This is a genomic window from Sphaerisporangium sp. NPDC005289, from assembly GCF_040607455.1.
GTDB classification, from domain to species: Bacteria; Actinomycetota; Actinomycetes; order Streptosporangiales; family Streptosporangiaceae; genus Sphaerisporangium; species Sphaerisporangium rhizosphaerae.
The window spans coordinates 79,146-94,653 of record NZ_JBEXGS010000023.1; the positions used below are offsets into that span (position 1 = coordinate 79,146).

Consider the following 15,508-nt stretch of genomic DNA (forward strand, 5'->3'; position numbering starts at 1 on the left):
AGGTACCTGATATGCCGGGAGGTCGGCGGTTGAAAGGCATTTGGCGGAAGAGTTCGCGGAGCGGCGCTCAGAGCAACTGTGTGGAGGCGCGGTTCGATGGGGTGATGGTGTGGGTGCGGAATTCGAACGACGCGCCGTGGGGGCGGGCGGTGGTCGGGTTCGGGGCCGAGGGGTGGTCGGTGTTCCTGGAGGCTGTGCGGGCCGGTGAGCTAGGGCTGGACCGGCTGGGCGCGGATGCGTGGTCGGTGGGCGAGGCGACGGTCCTGCGCGACGGGCGAGGAGTGGTCGTTCAGGGTCGGGGATACGCCCTGCCGGTCGTCTACACGGCCACCGAGTGGCAGGTGTTCCTCGACGGCGTCCGCCACGACGGAGAGTTCACCCTCACCTGGCTGAGCGAGCCGGCCGCGGTCTGAGCGAGCCGGTCATGATCTGACAGGCTGCCACGGCTTGAGCGGTTCGGGGAGTGCGGGGCGGTAACGCGTCGCGTCACGAGGCGATCAACAAGCGACAGCCTCGGAGCAGGCTGCACCATCTTCTCCATGTGGCGTGGCGATGCGTGCGATGGGAGTGTCTCCTGCCCGCGTGTCGATCGCGTCCTGAACCCGGGGAGCCGGCCGTGCGCAAGCTGCACCGAATCGTCACCCTTCTGCTCGCCACCCTGTTGGCCGCCGTCTCGGTGGCCGCCGTCGGACAGCCCGCCCAGGCCGACACCACCCTGCCGGTGGGTGCCTTCCGCCTGCTGAACTACGGAAGCTGGAAGTGCGTCGAGGTCGCGCCCGATTCGGCGGGGAACCTCTTCTCCAACGGCAACCGCATCTGGCAGCGGGCCTGCGACGGCTCGCCCCAGCAGTCGTGGCTGCTGACCCGCGCCACCAACGGCCCGATCGGCGGGCTGGGCACGGTCGTCCGCTACCTGTTCGTCAATCAGTACACCGGCCGCTGCCTCGATCTCAAGGACGGCAACGCGGTCGACGGGGCGATCATCCAGCAGTGGGCGTGCAACGCCAACAGCACGACCATGCTGTGGGGGCTGTACGACGACTTCCAGAGCAGCCGGCAACTGGTCAACGCCAGGAGCGCGGACTGCCTGGACGTCCAGGGCGGCTCGCTGGCGGACCGGGCGTGGCTGCAGAACTACCACTGCACCCTCGGCAACCCGGCGCAGCACTTCTTCCTGTACCAGTGACCTCCGCTGAATGACTCCCCTCTGCGCATCATGCCCGCCACCGGCGGTCCCCTCATCCTTGGGGTGCCGTCCTCGGTGGGGCCGGTGTCAGGCGAGGCCGCCGGTGACCAGGATGTTCTGACCGGTCACCCAGCGGGCGTCGGGGCCGGCCAGGAAGGCGACGACGTCGGCCACGTCGGAGGGCTGCCCGAGGCGGCGCAGCGGGGTGAGCGCCGCCGCCATCGCGAGGTTCTCCTCGGAGTTGGTACCGCGCAGCAGGTCGGTGTCGGTCGCGCCGGGGGAGACGGTGTTGACGGTGATGCCGCGCGGCCCCAGCTCCTGGGCGGCGACGGCGGTGAGCTGCTCGAGGGCCCCCTTGCTCGCCACGTACGCCGTGGTGCCCGGCGCGGGCCGCACGGTGTTGAGGGTGGAGATGTTCACGATGCGGCCGCCGTCGGGCATGTGCCGGGCGGCGTGCCGCATGGTGAGGAAGACCGCCTTGGCGTTGACCGCCATGGCTCGGTCGTACAGCTCGTCGTCGGTGTCGGCGAGGCCGGCCGGGGCGAAGGTCAGCGCCGCGTTGTTGACCAGGATGTCCACGGCGCCGAGCCGTTCCTCCGCCTCCCGCATCAGCCGCTCGGCGGCCCCCGGCTCGGCGAGGTCGGCCCGTACGGCGTGGGCGGCGCCGCCCAGCTCGGCGACGGCCTTCTCGACCTCGGCCGCGGCGCCGGCGTTCTCGGCGTAGGTGAAGACGACCTGCGCGCCGTCGCGGGCCAGCCGTTCGACGATCGCGCGGCCGATGCCCCGGGAGCCTCCGGTGACGACGGCCTTCCTTCCCGAGAGCACTGTCATCGTGCCCACCTCCGTGATCGCCGGTCGAGGGTACTCCTCGAACCTAGTGCGCGGGGACGGCCCGCGCGCGGCCGGACATCACCGGGTGCCCGGCGGGGCCGCGAAGGATGGAACGGGCTGCACCACCTTCTCCACGCGGCGTGGCGATGCGGGTGACGGGAGTGCCTCCTGTCGTGCGCGTGCGTCGCGTCCTGAACTCCGGGAGAGCCGGCCGTGCGCAAGCTGCACAGATTCGCCACCCTTCTGCTCACCACACTGTTCGCCGCCGTCTTCTGGCCGCCGCCGGCCCGCCCGCCCAAGCCGACGTGACCCTGCCCGTGGGCGCCTTCCGCCTGCTGAACTACGGAAGCTGGAAGTGCGTCGAAGTCGCCCCCGACCAGTCCACCGGCAGCCTGTTCACCAACGGCAACCGCATCTGGCAGCGGGCCCGCGACGGTTCGCCCCAGCAGTCGTGGCTGCTGAGCCGCGCGACCAACGGCCCCAACGGCGGGCTCGGCACGGTCGTCCGCTACGTCTTCGTCAACCGGTACACCGGCCGCTGCCTCGATCTGCGCGACGGCAACACCGGGGTTCTCAGGCGGACATGAGGAGGGTGGTGTCGAGGAGGCGGTTGGCGAAGCCGGTCTCGTTGTCGTACCAGCCGTAGATCTTGGCCTGGGTGCCGCCGACGACCTTGGTGAGGCCGGCGTCGAAGATGCAGGAGGCCGGGCTGCCCACGATGTCGCTCGAGACGATCGGGTCCTCGGTGTACTCCAGGATGCCCCGTAGCGGGCCCTCGGCGGCTGCCCGGAACGCGGCGTTGATCTCCTCAGCGGTGGTATCGCGGCCGAGTTCGGCGGTCAGGTCGGTGAGCGAGCCGACGGGCACCGGCACGCGGATCGAGTAGCCGTCCAGTTTGCCGCTGAGCCGGGGCAGGACCAGGCCGATGGCCTTGGCCGCGCCCGTCGTGGTCGGGATCAGGTTCAGCGCCGCCGCGCGGGCGCGCCGAGGGTCGCGGTGCGGTCCGTCCTGCAGGTTCTGGTCTTGCGTGTACGCGTGGATCGTGGTCATCGCGCCACGCTCGATGCCGAAGGTGTCGTCGAGGACCTTCGCCATCGGGGCCAGGCAGTTCGTCGTGCAGGAAGCGTTCGAGACGATCGTGTGGCGTTCCGGGTCGTACAGGTCGTCGTTGATGCCGATCGCCAGCGTCAGGTCCTCGTTCTTGGCGGGCGCGGAGATCAGCACCCGCTTGGCTCCGGCGTCGAGGTGCGCGCGGGCCTGGTGGGCGTCGGTGAACCGGCCGGTCGACTCCACGACGAGGTCCACTTCCAGTTCCTTCCACGGCAGCCGCGCCGGATCGCGCTCGGCCAGAACGGCGATCTTCGTGCCGTCCACGACGATCGCGTCGTCACCGCCCGTGACGCCGGCCAGCGTGCCGGCGGTCGAGTCGTACTTCAGAAGGTGCGCGAGCGTCCGCGCGTCGGTGAGGTCGTTGACGGCGACGATCTCGACGTCCTCACGGCGCCCGAGCTGGGCCCGGAGCAGGGCGCGGCCGATGCGGCCGAAGCCGTTGATGCCCACACGCACGGTCATGGCGAACAACCTCCGTTATGTAACCGGTCTATGGAGTTACATGATGGACGGCCCGATGAAACCGGTCAAGGTGGTTACCATGACGTCGTGGAGTTCAACTTCTTCGGCGGCGACCTCGCGCTCGACCTGACCGGCACCCTCGGCAGGCGGTACGGCGGCACCCCCGTGGAGTTCCTGCACACCCCCGATGACCTGCGCCGCTGGCTCACGGCCGCCGGCATCGCCGACCCCTCGGCCGCCACGGACGCCGACGACTTGGCCACCGCCAAAATCCTGCGAGAAGCCGTCTACCGCCTCGCGTACGCCGCCATGACCGCCCACTCCAGCCGTCACACCGTGTCCGGCGACACCGGCTCGACCGCCTCAAATCATGCTGTCGCGGCCGGCGCCCCTCTGTTCGATCCGGCCGATCGGGCGATCGTGAACCAGGCGGCCGCGGTCGCGCCGCCGCTGGTGCGCATCGACGACACCGGTGCGCTCGTCCGCTCGGGATCCGCGCGGGCGTCCCTCTCGCTCGTCGCCCGCGCGGCGATCGCGCTCGTCACCGGTCCGTCGGCGGCCCAGCTGCACGAATGCGAAGGCCCCGCCTGCACGCGGATGTTCCTCGACAACTCCGCACGCGGGACCCGCCGCTGGTGCGACATGAGCCGCTGCGGCAACCGTGCCAAGGTCGCCAAGTTCCGCGCCCGTCAGCCCACATAGACGCGGTCACCAGTGCGCTGTCCAGGAGCATTGACCGGCTCGGGCGCCGTAAGCGGCGCCGGCATCGCCGTACCACGACCCGCCGACCCGGCGCCGATCACTTCCAGCACCTGGCCGACGAGGAAAGCCGCGGCAGGTCCTGCTCGACATGCTCGGCGCCCAGCACGCCCCTGAGACCGCCGAACAGGGCACGGGCACTGACACGCTCTAGTGGGACGGTGGGCTCAGGTTGTAGCGGGCGACCACGTCGGGGAGCCAGGTGGGGGCGCCGTAGGTGAGGCCGTACTTGTCGGCCAGGTCGGTGAACGCGCGGGTCTGGTGGAGGTTCACGCCAGGCGTGCGCTCGGCGGAGGCGAGCAGATCGCCCAGCTCGCGGAAGTAGGTCTCGAAGCCGCCCGGGGTGATGACCTCGATGATGCGGCCGGGAACCGTCCCCGCGTTCCACATGGCGTGCATCTGCCCGCGTGGTTTGGTGATGTAGCCGCCTGGCCCGAGGACGGCCTCCTCGTCGTCGGACCGGAAGCCGATCTGGCCCTCGACCACTATGGAGTGCTCGTCCTCGCGCGTGTGACGGTGCGGCGCGGTGATCGCCCCCACGGCGAACGGGTGCTCCACGATGGCCACCAGCCCGCCGGTGTCGCGGCCGTGGAGCTTGAAGACCGCGCCGAACCCCGGGATCGCGACCGGCTCTCCGCCGCCGGGCGGCACCACCCGCACGGCCGGCGCACCGGTGGGCTCCATGAGGCCCCGCCCCCTTCGTGCCGACTCCCCTCAGAGCATCATGCCCACCACCGGAGTCCACTCATCGCTGGGGTGCGCCCTGGCGGGGCCGGTCTCGGAGGCAGGCCCGGCACCAGGGTGAGAACACGCACCGGACCGGTCAAGCCCAGCCCGGTCCGCAGCGATCGAGTGCGGCCCGTACCCGGCCCAGCGCGGAAGCGGTCGCCCCCGCGGCCTGGACCGCGCGACGGGTCTGCGATGCCTCCATACCGTCCTCCCTCGATCTTCTCAGACTAGGGGAGGGCGGTCAGGCGAGGGCGGGGTCCAGGACGACGTCGCGGCCGTGGGTGGTGGGTTCCTCGGGGAAGTGGCAGGCGGTGAGGTGGCCGTCGCGGTTGCCGGTGATCTGGAGCAGCGGCGGCTCCTCGGCGGCGCACTTCTCCTTGGCCTTCCAGCACCGGGTGCGGAACCGGCAGCCGGACGGCGGGTCGATGGGCGAGGGCACGTCGCCCGCCAGCCGGATCCGCTCGGCCGGCGGGGCGCCCTCCTCGGGCAGCTCCACCTCGGGGACGGCCGACAGTAGCGCGTGGGTGTAGGGGTGGCGCGGCCGCTCGTAGATCGACGTCCGGTCGCCCACCTCGACGATCTTGCCGAGGTACATGACCGCCACCCGCTGGGAGACGTGGCGCACCACGGCCAGGTCGTGGGCGATGAACAGGAACGCGATGCCGAGGTCGCGCTGGAGCTGCTGCAGCAGGTTCACCACCTGCGCCTGGATGGAGACGTCCAGCGCCGACACCGGCTCGTCGGCGACGATCAGCTTGGGGGACAGGGCGAGCGCGCGGGCGATGCCGATGCGCTGCCGCTGGCCGCCGGAGAACTCGTGCGGGAAGCGGTTGTAGTGCTCGGGGTTGAGGCCGACGGTCTCCAGCAGCTCCCGGACGCGCTTCTGCACGCCGCCCTCGGGCCGGATGTCGTTGATCTCCATGGGGCCGCCGACGATCGCGCCCACGGTCTGGCGCGGGTTGAGCGAGCTGTAGGGGTCCTGGAAGATCATCTGGATGTCGCGGCGGATCGGCTTGAGCTCGCGCCGCGAGCTGTGCGCGATGTCGCCGCCCTGGTAGAGGATCTTCCCGTCGGTCGGCTCGTGCAGCCGGGCGACCAGCCGGCCCAGGGTGGACTTGCCGCACCCGGACTCCCCGACCAGGCCCAGCGTCTGGCCGGCGTCCACGGCCAGGTCGACGCCGTCCACGGCGTGCACCTTGCCCACCTGGTGCTTCAGGACGAACCCGCCCATGACGGGGAAGTACTTGGTCAGCCCTTCGAGTTGCAGCAGCGGCGTGGTCACGGTCGTCCCTTGATCTGTCCGAGGAATTCCTGCTTCTGGGCGAGCGTCAGGTAGCACGCGTCCCCGTGCCCGGTGGCGGGCGACAGGTCGGGCCGCTCACCGGTGCACACCTCCGGACCCGCGTACTTGACGTAGTCGCAGCGCGGGTGGAACGGGCAGCCGGGCGGCGGGGCGAGCATGCTGGGAGGGGTGCCCCTGATCGGCGTGAGCGGCACGTCCACCGACCCGCCGAGCCGCGGGATCGACGACAGCAGGCCCCAGGTGTAGGGGTGGCGCGGCTCGGTCAGGACCTCGCGGACGGTTCCCCGCTCGGCGGCCCGGCCCGCGTACATGACCAGCACCTGGTGCGCCGTCCTGGCGATCACGCCCAGGTCGTGGGTGATCAGGATGATCGAGGTGCCCATCTGCTGCTGCAGGTCCTTGAGCAGGTCCAGCACCTGCGCCTGGACGGTCACGTCCAGCGCCGTGGTCGGCTCGTCGGCGATCAGCAGGTCGGGGTCGCACACCAGCGCCATGGCGATCATGACGCGCTGGCGCATGCCGCCGGAGAAGTGGTGGGGGTAGTCGTCCACGCGGGTCGTGGCGTGCGGGATTCCGACCCGTTCGAGCATCTCGACGGCCCGGTCGCGGGACTCCTTCTTGCTCGCGCCCTTGTGCTTGCGGTACACCTCGCTGATCTGGCGGCCCACGGTGTGGTAGGGCGACAGGGAGGTCAGCGGGTCCTGGAAGATCATGGCGATGCGGTTGCCGCGCAGGCGCTCCATGGTCGCGCGGCTCGCGCCGATCAGCTCCTGGTCCTCGAACCAGATCTCGCCGTGCATCTCGGTGCGGTCGGTGTCGTGCAGTCCGAGGATGGCCAGGTTGGTCACCGACTTGCCCGAGCCGGACTCGCCCACGATGCCGAGCGTCGTGCCCTTCTCCACCTCGAAGGACAGCCCGTTGACGGCCCGCACCACGCCGTCCTCGGTGCTGAAGGAGACGCGCAGGTCCTGCACGGACAGGAAGGAGTCGCCCCGGCGTCCGGGGCCTGCGTCGGAGAGTGTGACGGCGGTCAAGCGGTTGCTCCTAGCTGAGCGGTCGAGCGGGTGACACCTAGCTGAGACGGACGCGCGGGTCGATGACCGCGTACATCGCGTCCACGACGACGTTGAAGACGACGATGGCGGTGGCGGCGAGCAGGACCGTCGCCATCAGCATCGGCAGGTCGGAGTTGAGGACGGCCTGGATGGACAGCCGGCCGATGCCCTGGAGGCTGAAGGTGTTCTCGGTGATGATCGCGCCGCCGATGAGCGTGCCGATGTCGATGCCGAAGATCGTGGCGATGGGAGTGAGGGTGCCCCTGAGCGCGAAGCGCAGGACCACCGTGCGGCCCGACATGCCCTTGGCCCGCGCCGTGCGGACGTAGTCCTCCGACAGTTGCTCGACCATCGTGGAGCGGGCCATGCGGGTGTAGTTCGCGGTGAAGATGATCGCGAGCACCACCCACGGCAGCAGCAGCCCGTAGGCCCACTGGAGCGGGTTGTCGGTGAAGGGCACGTACTGCGGGCGCTCGATGACGTGCCACTGGTAGACCAGGAAGTACATGGCCAGCGTGCCGACGAAGTAGATCTGCACCGAGGCGCCGATCAGCGACGAGACACTGGCGATCTTGTCCAGCGGCCGGCCCTGGTTGAGCGCGGCGATGATGCCGGTGCCCACGCCGAACAGCAGGAAGATGACGGCGGAGCCCACCGTCAGCGAGATCGTGAGCGGCATCCGGTCGGTGATGGTGTCGAAGACCGGGGCGTGGTTGACGAAGGAGTAGCCGAGGCACGGCGCGGGGCAGTGCCCGAGCCCCTCGTAGTCGCGTCCCACGAAGACGCCGACCAGCCAGTTGACGAACTGGACGAAGATCGGCTGGTCGAAGCCCAGATTGTGCCGCGCCTGCGCGAGCGTCTCGGGCGGGCACACCTTGCCGCAGGCCAGCCGCGCCGGGTCGGCGGGGATGGCGAAGAACAGGAAGAACGTCACTGCGGCGATGATCACGAGGATGACCGCCGCGCCGAGGGTCCGGCGGGTCAGGAATCTGAGCATGGCCTGTCGATCTCAGTGGAGGTGCTCCGGGGCGCCGCGCGGCGCCCCGGAGCCGGGACTGCTAGTGCTTCACGAAGACTTCACGAAGATGGTGTCGGGCGAGACGACCCACTGGATCGGGTCGATCTCGGCGCCGCCCACCAGCGAGCCGTGCAGCTGGAGACCCACGTTGTTGAGCGCGGGCACCAGCGGGGTGACGGTCTCCATGATCTTCTTGTCCAGGTCGCCCCACGCCTTGTTGGCCTCGGTGGCGTCCGCCAGACCCTCGATGCGCTTGATCTCGGCGGTGACGGCCGGGTCGTTGAGGTGCGACTGGTTGTAGCCGCCGTCGTGGATCGGGCCGAAGATGACCGGGAACACGGTGGCCGCGGTCGGCCAGTCGGCGCCCCAGCCGCCCCAGTACATGTCCAGGCCGTTGTCCACCTTGCTGGTCGAGTCGTACCAGGTCTTGGTGTTCATCGGCTTGGCGACGATCTTGACGCCGATCTTGGCGAGCTGGTTCTTGATGGCGACCGTGATGCGCTCTTCGGTGGGGGTGTCGTTGTAGCCGTAGACCAGCGTCGGCGTCTTGTCGCTCGCCTGGGCCATCAGCTCCTTGGCCTTGGCCAGGTCGCCGTTGGGGTGCTGCTTCATGCCGAAGGCGTCGTAGTCCTGCCAGCCCGACACGCTCGGGTTGAGGATCGTGGTGTTGATCACCGAGCTGGCGGGGCCGCCGCTGATCTGCATGATCTGCTGGGTCGGCCAGGCGTAGTTGATCGCCTGCCGCAGCTTGATGTCCTTCACCCGGTCGAGGTTGAAGTAGTAGTAGTCACCGTAGGGCGAGGGCTGCTTGAGCAGGCGCGACTGCAGGTCGGCGTTCTCGACGACCTGCTGGGTCCGCTCGGCGGCGACGTGGCTGTAGAAGCTGAGGGTCTTCTTGTCGTCGCCGGTGTCGGCGACGAACCGGTCGGTCACCTGCAGCGCCTGGAAGCCGAACTCCAGGTGCCACTTGTCGGGGTAGGCGCCGCGGATCGGGTCGGTGGCCGCGTCCCAGTTGGGGTTGCGCTCCAGGTCCATCGACTTGTCGACGGTGTGCTTGGCGATGATGTACGGGCCGCTGGAGAAGGGCTCCTTGTCGTACTTCTCCTTGGTGTCCTTCGCCTTGGGCACGATGCCGTAGCCGGTCATGGCCAGGGCGTAGTTGGCGTCCGCGTGCGGCGAGGTGAAGTGGAAGACCACCGTCTTGTCGTCGGGGGTCTCGATGGTGTCGAGCTCCTTGCCGCTGTACGGCCCGCCGTAGGCCTTCTTGTAGTCCTCGGCGGTCAGCCACTGCTGGATGTAGGGCGGGCCCTCGGTGATGAACGGGGCGAACAGCCGCTCCATCGTCCACTTGACGTCGGCGGAGGTGATGGCGCTGCCGTCCTGCCACTTCACCCCGTCCTTGAGGGTGAACTTCCAGGTCTTGCCGCCGTCGGACACCTGCCCGGCGTCGGTGGCGAGGTCGCCGACCACCTTGTACTCGCCCTTGGCCACGCGCTTGTAGCCGGTGAGCTGGCGGGTGATGAGCTTGTGGAAGTTGGCCGTCACGTTGTCGTAGACCCGGGCCGGGTCGAAGTGCGGGTAGTCGTCACGGTCGATCATGTTGACCGTGCCGCCCTTGACGACGCCCTCCGGCGGGATGGACGGGCCCTTGGAGTCGTCCGCCGTGCCCACCGTGACCTTCGGCGGCGCGAACAGGTCCGTCATGCTGGTCGGGGACGCGGACGCGGAGGCGCCGGAGCTCGCGGGGGGTGCGCCGGCGTTGCCCTGCGAGCACGCCGCGGTGAGGGCGAGGGATCCGATGGCGAAGACGGCCAGAGCGGACCGCGTTCGTGCTGACATTTCACTCCTGGTCTTAGAGATGTGCAGGGTGCGTGGCCGGGTCAATGTCTGATCCTCGGGTCGAAGGCGTCCCGGACAGAGTCACCCAGGAGGTTGAAGGCGATGACGAAGATGAGGAGCGCGATGCCGGGGAACATCAGGTAGGTGATGTCGGACTGGTAGACCTCGGTGCCGCGCAGGAACATGCGGCCCCAGTCGGGGACCGGCTCGATCATGCCGACGCCGAGGAAGGACAGCGCCGCCTCGGAGGTGACCAGCGCCGGCAGCAGCAGCGTCGACTGGATGAGGATCGGCGTCCACAGGTTGGGCAGCAGCTCCTTGAAGATGATCCGGGCCGGAGATGCGCCGGTGACCCGGGCGGCCTCCACGAACTCCCGCTCGCGCAGCGACAGCACGTTGCCGCGCAGCAGGCGCGCCAGCCCGGCCCAGCCGAACACGGTCAAGAAGATGATCAGCGCGGCGGCGCGCAGCCACACCGGGGTCTCCTCGTCCGGCTTGACCAGGAGGTTCTCCAGCACGGGCATGAAGGCGATGATGAACAGCGTCGAGGGGAAGGACAGCAGGACGTCGATGGCGCGGCCGATGAGGTAGTCGGTGCGCCCTCCCGCGTACCCGGCGACGATGCCCACCACGATGCCGAGCACCGTCGTGATGATCGTGGCGGCCAGGGCGATCAGCAGTGAGGTGCGGATGCCGTAGACGAGTTGCGTGAACACGTCGCGGCCGAGCCCGGGTTCGATGCCGAACCAGAACTGCGAGCTGATGCCGCCGTTCGGCAGGATCGGGAAGCCGTAGGCGTTGAGCAGCCCGGGGTTGTCCAGCCCGTAGGTCGTGTAGGGGTCCTTGCCGTACACCGCCGAGATCAGCGGCGCGCCGAGCGCGACCAGGACGAAGAACACGACGATGACGGCGGAGACCACGCCCGTCTTGTCGCGGCGGAAGCGCCGCCACATGAGCTGGGCCGGCGAGCGGCCCACGAGGGTGGTCGCGCCGGTGCCGGCGGTCGCGGCCTGGACGGCGTCCACGGGGTCGGAGCCTTCGGTCCTTGCCGGAGAGGGGAGAGCCATTGTGCGGGTGCCACCCCAGAGATCTGATCGCAGTAAATCGTGACTAGAGGGAACTTTGGCAATTAATTAGCCGTTGGTCAATCTCCTGGCCGCCCGCGGAGGTTCTTTTTAACGTTCGTTGTGCAATGTCAATCAGGTTGTGTCCGCTACCCCATTGACCTGCGGTGATGGCGTACGACACACTATGGATCCCCTGTCGCGCGCTGTGTCACGATTTTGTGACACAGCCATGACCTGGCCATGACGTGACCGTCCGCATAACAGGCGTCCCTCGTAAAAGTGCCGCCTCCTGCGCGGTTCCCGGTGTGGACGGCGGAATCCGGGGTAACGCGTCACTTACGGGTTCTGCGGAGGTGTGCGCGATGGACCACGGGCTCTTCGGTCCGCAGTCGGTGACCTGGCGGGTGATGGGGGAGCCCGTCCAGTTCGTCGGCGGCTTCCGCGCGCTGCTCATGCAGGGCCTGCACCCGCGGGCGATGCGCGGCCTGGTGCAGAACTCCGCCCTGCTGGACCCCGACGAGGCGTGGGCGCGTTTCTGGCGCACCACCGAGTTCGTCCGGGTCCGCACCTACGGCACCACGGCCGAGGCCGGCAAGGCGGGCGCCCGGGTGCGCAAGATCCACGCCAGGCTGACCGCGCACGACCCCGACACCGGCGAGGACTTCCGGCTCGACGACCCCGACGCGCTGCGCTGGGTCCACGTCGGCGAGGTCGACTCCTACCTGACGGTGGCCCGCCGCGCGGGCGTGCGGCTCAGCGCCGAGGATGCCGACCGGTTCGTCGCCGAGCAGCGGCGCTCGGCCGCGCTCGTCGGGCTGGCCGAGGACGACGTGCCCGGCTCGGTGGCCGAGATGCGCGCCTACATCGAGGACCGGCGCCCGGGCCTGTACCTGGTGCCCGAGGCGGCCCATCCGCTGCTGCTGTCGCTGAACGCCCCGGTGCCCGCGCGCCTCGCCGCGCTCAAGCCGGCCGTCCCGCTCATCACCCTGCTCGCGTTCGCCACGCTGCCGCGCTGGGCCCGGCGGCTGTACCGGCTGCCGGCGACCCCGCTGGAGGACGTGTGGGCGGGCGTGGCGCTCAAGGCGCTGTACCACGGCACGCGGGTGATCCCCGAGGGGCTGCGCTACAGCCCGGACGCCCGGCGCGCCCGGAAGCTGATGTCGGCGGCCTGACCCCGGGGGTACCCCACCTACCAAGCGCTTGTTGACCATAGGGGTTCTCGCGGGTTACGCCCGCTTTGCCGAGCGTGGCACACTGAGAGCAGAGCAGCGTGCTCCGGGGTCGGTGAAATTCCGAACCGGCGGTGACAGTCCGCGACCCGGCCGAGTCCATCGGCCGGTTGACCTGGTGGAATTCCAGGACCGACGGTGAAAGTCCGGATGGGAGGAAGCGCGCGAGCGTCCGGCGATCCGTCGCCGTGCGCCTTCGTGGTGCGTGCCGCACCCGATCACCCCGGGGCCCGCCGTGGCAAGAAAGCTACTGGCGAGTAGGAGGGGCCGGGTGGGCCGATCATCGTATCCCGCGTGCCGCGCCGCAGAGCGCGCCGCGCCGTCCGTTGCCGTGCACACCCCGACGCGGGTCCCCCGTGCCGCGCCCGAGGCGCGGAAGAGGCGGACGCCCCGGTGGGTTGGTCCCTCACGCACGCCACTGAACGGCTCGCGCTCCGGCCCGCCGCCGGTCGCGTCGCACAAGGAGATCTGATGTTCACAGGAATCGTCGAGGAGCTCGGCGAGATCGCCGCGGTGGAGGCGCTGCCCGACGCGGCACGCTTCTCCGTCCGCGGCCCGGCCGTCGCCCCCGGGGCCCGCCACGGAGAGTCGATCTCGGTCAACGGGGTCTGCCTGACCGTCGTCACCGTCGAGGGCGAGACCTTCACCGCCGACGTGATGAAGGAGACCCTCGACCGCAGCTCGCTCGGCGCGCTCACCCCCGGCGACCCGGTCAACCTCGAACGGGCCGTGCGCGCCGACCAGCGGCTCGGCGGTCACATCGTCCAGGGCCACGTGGACGGCACCGGCGTCGTGCTCGCGCGCGAGCCCGCCGAGCACTGGGAGATCGTGCGGGTGTCCCTGCCCGCCGAGCTCGACCGGTACGTGGTCGAGAAGGGCTCGATCGCCGTCGACGGCGTCAGCCTCACCGTCGCCGCCGTGGAGCCCGGCGCGTTCGCCGTCAGCCTCATCCCCACCACCCTCGGGCTCACCACCCTCGGAACCAAGAAGCCCGGCGACCCGGTCAACCTCGAGGTCGACGTCATCGCCAAGTACGTCGAGAAGCTCCTCGCCCCCCGGGGACAGGGCGTGGCGTCATGAGCTGGACCGAGGCCGGCTTCGACCTGCTCGGCCAGCACGTGCTGTGGACCGACCTGGTCGGCAACATCTGCGCGCTGTCCACCGTCGTGCTCGCCATGAAGCGCACCATCTGGACCTGGCCGGTGCAGCTCGTCGGCTCGGTGCTGCTGTTCGTCGCCTCCGTCCAGGCCCACATCACCGGCAACGCGCTGAAGCAGGCGATGTTCGGCCTGCTGGCCCTCTACGGCTGGTTCCGCTGGATGCGCGGCACCAGGGACGGCGAGCCGCTGCCCGTGCGTCCCGGGCGCACCCGCGAGCGCCTCACGCTGGTCGCGGTCATGGTGGCCGCGACCGCGCTGGTCGCCCTGTTCTTCTCGGTCACCGGCTGGTCGTGGGCGCCGCTCCCCGACGCCTACATCTTCGTCGGCAGCGCCATCGCGACCTACGCCCAGGGCAGGGCCCTGATCGACTTCTGGTGGATCTGGATCGCCGTCGACCTCGTCGGCGTGCCCCTGGCGTTCGGTTCCGGCCTGGTCGTCTCCGGCGTCGTCTACGGAATCTTCTTCGTCATGGTCCTGCTCGGGATCCGCGAATGGCGGCGGCAGTACAGCCGCGGACTGGAGGTGGCAACGGCATGAGCGACATCACGCTGGACCCGATCGAGCGGGCGATCGACGACATCGGCCGCGGCAGGCCGGTGGTCGTCGTCGACGACGAGAACCGCGAGAACGAGGGCGACATCATCTTCGCCGCCTCCAAGGCGACCCCGGAGCTGCTGGCCTTCACCATCCGCTACACCAGCGGCGTGATCTGCGTCCCCATGCTCGGGCGGGACCTGGACCGCCTCGGCCTGCCGCTCATGGTCCACCAGAACCGCGAGCGGCTGCGCACCGCCTACACCATCAGCGTGGACGCCCGCGACGGGGTGAGCACCGGCATCTCGGCCGCCGACCGCGCCAAGACCATCCGCACGCTGGCGGACTCGGCCACCGAGCCGTTCGAGCTGGCGCGGCCGGGCCACATCTTCCCGCTGCGCTACCACGAGGGTGGCGTGCTCGCCCGGCGCGGCCACACCGAGGCCGCCGTCGACCTCGCCCGGCTGGCCGGGCTCACCCCCGCAGGCGTGCTGGCCGAGATCGTCAACGACGACGGGACGATGGCGCGCCTGCCCGAGCTGCGGGTGTTCGCCGACGAGCACGACCTGGCGCTGGTGTCCATCGAGCAGCTCGCCGAGTACCGCCGCCGCACCGAACGGGTGGTCCAGCGGGTCGCGGTCACCGAGATCCCCAACCGCTACGGCGTGTGGCGGGCCTACGGCTTCGCCAGCGGCATCGACGGCGGCGAGCACCTCGCCCTGGTGTACGGCGACCTCGGCGACGGGGAGAACATCCTGGTCCGCGCCCACAGCGAGTGCCTGACCGGGGACGTCCTGGGTTCGCTGCGCTGCGACTGCGGGGTGCAGCTCGACCACGCCATGCGCGCCGTCGCCGCCGAGGGCAGGGGAGTGATCGTCTACCTGCGCGGGCACGAGGGCCGCGGCATCGGCCTGCTGGCCAAGCTGCGGGCCTACAGCCTGCAGGACAACGGCAGCGACACCGTGGACGCCAACCTGGAGCTCGGCCTGCCGGTGGACGCCCGCGAGTTCTCCAACGCCGGCCAGATGCTGGCCGACCTCGGGGTCAAGTCGGTGCGCGTGCTGACCAACAACCCGGCCAAGCTGCGCGGGCTGGACGGCTACGGCATCAAGGTGCTCGGCCGCGAGGCCATGCCCGCCGCCGCCAACCAGTACAACATCAAGTACCTGACGGCCAAGCGCGACCGCCTCGGCCACCAGATCGAAGGCGTCCGATGAGCCGGCCCA

The 15,508-nt window shown here is 70.0% G+C and carries 16 protein-coding genes and 1 riboswitch; of the genes, 8 read left to right on the top strand and 8 right to left on the bottom strand.

Going from position 1 to position 15,508, the window contains the following annotated elements:
• Nucleotides 1-11: 11 nt before the first annotated feature.
• Together ABZT47_RS31470 and ABZT47_RS31475 are read left to right on the top strand one after the other, a co-directional pair.
• Nucleotides 12-413 (top strand): DUF397 domain-containing protein, encoded by a 402-nt coding sequence (locus ABZT47_RS31470; RefSeq protein WP_354850174.1) that lies wholly within the window; start codon nucleotides 12-14, stop codon nucleotides 411-413.
• A 203-nt stretch (nucleotides 414-616) separates the two neighbouring features.
• Complete coding sequence (locus ABZT47_RS31475) at nucleotides 617-1,186, top strand: RICIN domain-containing protein (RefSeq protein ID WP_354850177.1); 570 nt, start codon at nucleotides 617-619, stop codon at nucleotides 1,184-1,186.
• Between the two features lie 87 nt (nucleotides 1,187-1,273).
• On the opposite strand, the gene ABZT47_RS31480 is transcribed toward ABZT47_RS31475, so the two are convergent.
• Nucleotides 1,274-2,017 carry a 3-oxoacyl-ACP reductase family protein gene (locus ABZT47_RS31480; RefSeq protein WP_354850180.1) on the bottom strand — a complete coding sequence of 248 codons (744 nt, stop codon included), beginning with the start codon at nucleotides 2,015-2,017 and terminating at the stop codon, nucleotides 1,274-1,276.
• Nucleotides 2,018-2,322: 305 nt separating this feature from the next.
• Here ABZT47_RS31480 and ABZT47_RS31485 point away from each other — a divergent pair, with 305 nt between their 5' ends.
• Nucleotides 2,323-2,604, top strand: coding sequence for an RICIN domain-containing protein (locus tag ABZT47_RS31485; protein WP_354850183.1), 282 nt, complete (start codon nucleotides 2,323-2,325; stop codon nucleotides 2,602-2,604).
• Here the strand turns inward: ABZT47_RS31485 and gap are convergent.
• Entirely contained in the window at nucleotides 2,591-3,589 is a 999-nt protein-coding gene (gap, locus tag ABZT47_RS31490; RefSeq protein WP_354850185.1) for a type I glyceraldehyde-3-phosphate dehydrogenase, read from the bottom strand. The two genes, ABZT47_RS31485 and gap, sit on opposite strands and share 14 nt — an antisense overlap.
• An 87-nt stretch (nucleotides 3,590-3,676) precedes the next feature.
• Between gap and ABZT47_RS31495 the strand changes: the two genes are divergently transcribed.
• The gene (locus tag ABZT47_RS31495) at nucleotides 3,677-4,291 is read left to right on the top strand and encodes an ABATE domain-containing protein (protein ID WP_354850188.1); all 615 of its coding nucleotides are present in this window, start codon (nucleotides 3,677-3,679) and stop codon (nucleotides 4,289-4,291) included.
• 207 nt (nucleotides 4,292-4,498) lie between these two features.
• Here the strand turns inward: ABZT47_RS31495 and ABZT47_RS31500 are convergent, their stop codons facing one another.
• The 6 genes from ABZT47_RS31500 to ABZT47_RS31525 all read right to left on the bottom strand — a co-directional run bounded on the left by ABZT47_RS31500 (nucleotide 4,499) and on the right by ABZT47_RS31525 (nucleotide 11,317).
• Nucleotides 4,499-5,032 carry a cupin domain-containing protein gene (locus tag ABZT47_RS31500; protein WP_354850191.1) on the bottom strand — a complete coding sequence of 178 codons (534 nt, stop codon included), beginning with the start codon at nucleotides 5,030-5,032 and terminating at the stop codon, nucleotides 4,499-4,501.
• Nucleotides 5,033-5,318: 286 nt separating this feature from the next.
• Nucleotides 5,319-6,359 carry a dipeptide ABC transporter ATP-binding protein gene (locus tag ABZT47_RS31505; RefSeq protein ID WP_354850194.1) on the bottom strand — a complete coding sequence of 347 codons (1,041 nt, stop codon included), beginning with the start codon at nucleotides 6,357-6,359 and terminating at the stop codon, nucleotides 5,319-5,321.
• On the bottom strand, nucleotides 6,356-7,414 hold the full coding sequence (locus tag ABZT47_RS31510; protein ID WP_354850197.1) for an ABC transporter ATP-binding protein: 1,059 nt from the start codon (nucleotides 7,412-7,414) through the stop codon (nucleotides 6,356-6,358). The genes ABZT47_RS31505 and ABZT47_RS31510 overlap by 4 nt, the downstream gene beginning before the upstream one ends.
• 37 nt (nucleotides 7,415-7,451) lie before the next feature.
• Nucleotides 7,452-8,432, bottom strand: a complete 981-nt coding sequence (locus tag ABZT47_RS31515; RefSeq protein ID WP_354850200.1) for an ABC transporter permease — start codon at nucleotides 8,430-8,432, stop codon at nucleotides 7,452-7,454.
• A 69-nt stretch (nucleotides 8,433-8,501) separates the two neighbouring features.
• Nucleotides 8,502-10,292, bottom strand: coding sequence for an ABC transporter substrate-binding protein (locus ABZT47_RS31520; protein ID WP_354850203.1), 1,791 nt, complete (start codon nucleotides 10,290-10,292; stop codon nucleotides 8,502-8,504).
• Between the two features lie 41 nt (nucleotides 10,293-10,333).
• Entirely contained in the window at nucleotides 10,334-11,317 is a 984-nt protein-coding gene (locus ABZT47_RS31525; RefSeq protein ID WP_354850206.1) for an ABC transporter permease, read from the bottom strand.
• Nucleotides 11,318-11,721: 404 nt separating this feature from the next.
• Between ABZT47_RS31525 and ABZT47_RS31530 the strand changes: the two genes are divergently transcribed.
• The 4 genes from ABZT47_RS31530 (at nucleotide 11,722) to ABZT47_RS31545 (ending at nucleotide 15,499) form a co-directional block, all read left to right on the top strand.
• On the top strand, nucleotides 11,722-12,531 hold the full coding sequence (locus tag ABZT47_RS31530; RefSeq protein WP_354850209.1) for an oxygenase MpaB family protein: 810 nt from the start codon (nucleotides 11,722-11,724) through the stop codon (nucleotides 12,529-12,531).
• Between the two features lie 94 nt (nucleotides 12,532-12,625).
• A riboswitch (FMN riboswitch) is annotated at nucleotides 12,626-12,756 on the top strand.
• A 303-nt stretch (nucleotides 12,757-13,059) separates the two neighbouring features.
• Complete coding sequence (locus ABZT47_RS31535; protein WP_354850212.1) at nucleotides 13,060-13,668, top strand: riboflavin synthase; 609 nt, start codon at nucleotides 13,060-13,062, stop codon at nucleotides 13,666-13,668.
• Nucleotides 13,665-14,285, top strand: a complete 621-nt coding sequence (pnuC, locus tag ABZT47_RS31540; RefSeq protein WP_354850215.1) for a nicotinamide riboside transporter PnuC — start codon at nucleotides 13,665-13,667, stop codon at nucleotides 14,283-14,285. Before ABZT47_RS31535 ends, pnuC begins: the two co-directional genes overlap by 4 nt.
• The gene (locus tag ABZT47_RS31545; RefSeq protein ID WP_354850218.1) at nucleotides 14,282-15,499 is read left to right on the top strand and encodes a bifunctional 3,4-dihydroxy-2-butanone-4-phosphate synthase/GTP cyclohydrolase II; all 1,218 of its coding nucleotides are present in this window, start codon (nucleotides 14,282-14,284) and stop codon (nucleotides 15,497-15,499) included. Before pnuC ends, ABZT47_RS31545 begins: the two co-directional genes overlap by 4 nt.
• Nucleotides 15,500-15,508 lie beyond the last annotated feature (9 nt).

Bases quoted from the DNA above. Each gene is read 5' to 3' on its own strand.
- ABZT47_RS31480 (WP_354850180.1), bottom strand. From the start codon at position 2,017: ATGACAGTGCTCTCGGGAAGGAAGGCCGTCGTCACCGGAGGCTCCCGG.
- ABZT47_RS31470 (WP_354850174.1), top strand. From the start codon at position 12: ATGCCGGGAGGTCGGCGGTTGAAAGGCATTTGGCGGAAGAGTTCGCGG.
- ABZT47_RS31520 (WP_354850203.1), bottom strand. From the start codon at position 10,292: ATGTCAGCACGAACGCGGTCCGCTCTGGCCGTCTTCGCCATCGGATCC.
- ABZT47_RS31535 (WP_354850212.1), top strand. From the start codon at position 13,060: ATGTTCACAGGAATCGTCGAGGAGCTCGGCGAGATCGCCGCGGTGGAG.
- ABZT47_RS31500 (WP_354850191.1), bottom strand. From the start codon at position 5,032: ATGGAGCCCACCGGTGCGCCGGCCGTGCGGGTGGTGCCGCCCGGCGGC.
- ABZT47_RS31515 (WP_354850200.1), bottom strand. From the start codon at position 8,432: ATGCTCAGATTCCTGACCCGCCGGACCCTCGGCGCGGCGGTCATCCTC.
- ABZT47_RS31530 (WP_354850209.1), top strand. From the start codon at position 11,722: ATGGACCACGGGCTCTTCGGTCCGCAGTCGGTGACCTGGCGGGTGATG.
- gap (WP_354850185.1), bottom strand. From the start codon at position 3,589: ATGACCGTGCGTGTGGGCATCAACGGCTTCGGCCGCATCGGCCGCGCC.
- pnuC (WP_354850215.1), top strand. From the start codon at position 13,665: ATGAGCTGGACCGAGGCCGGCTTCGACCTGCTCGGCCAGCACGTGCTG.
- ABZT47_RS31545 (WP_354850218.1), top strand. From the start codon at position 14,282: ATGAGCGACATCACGCTGGACCCGATCGAGCGGGCGATCGACGACATC.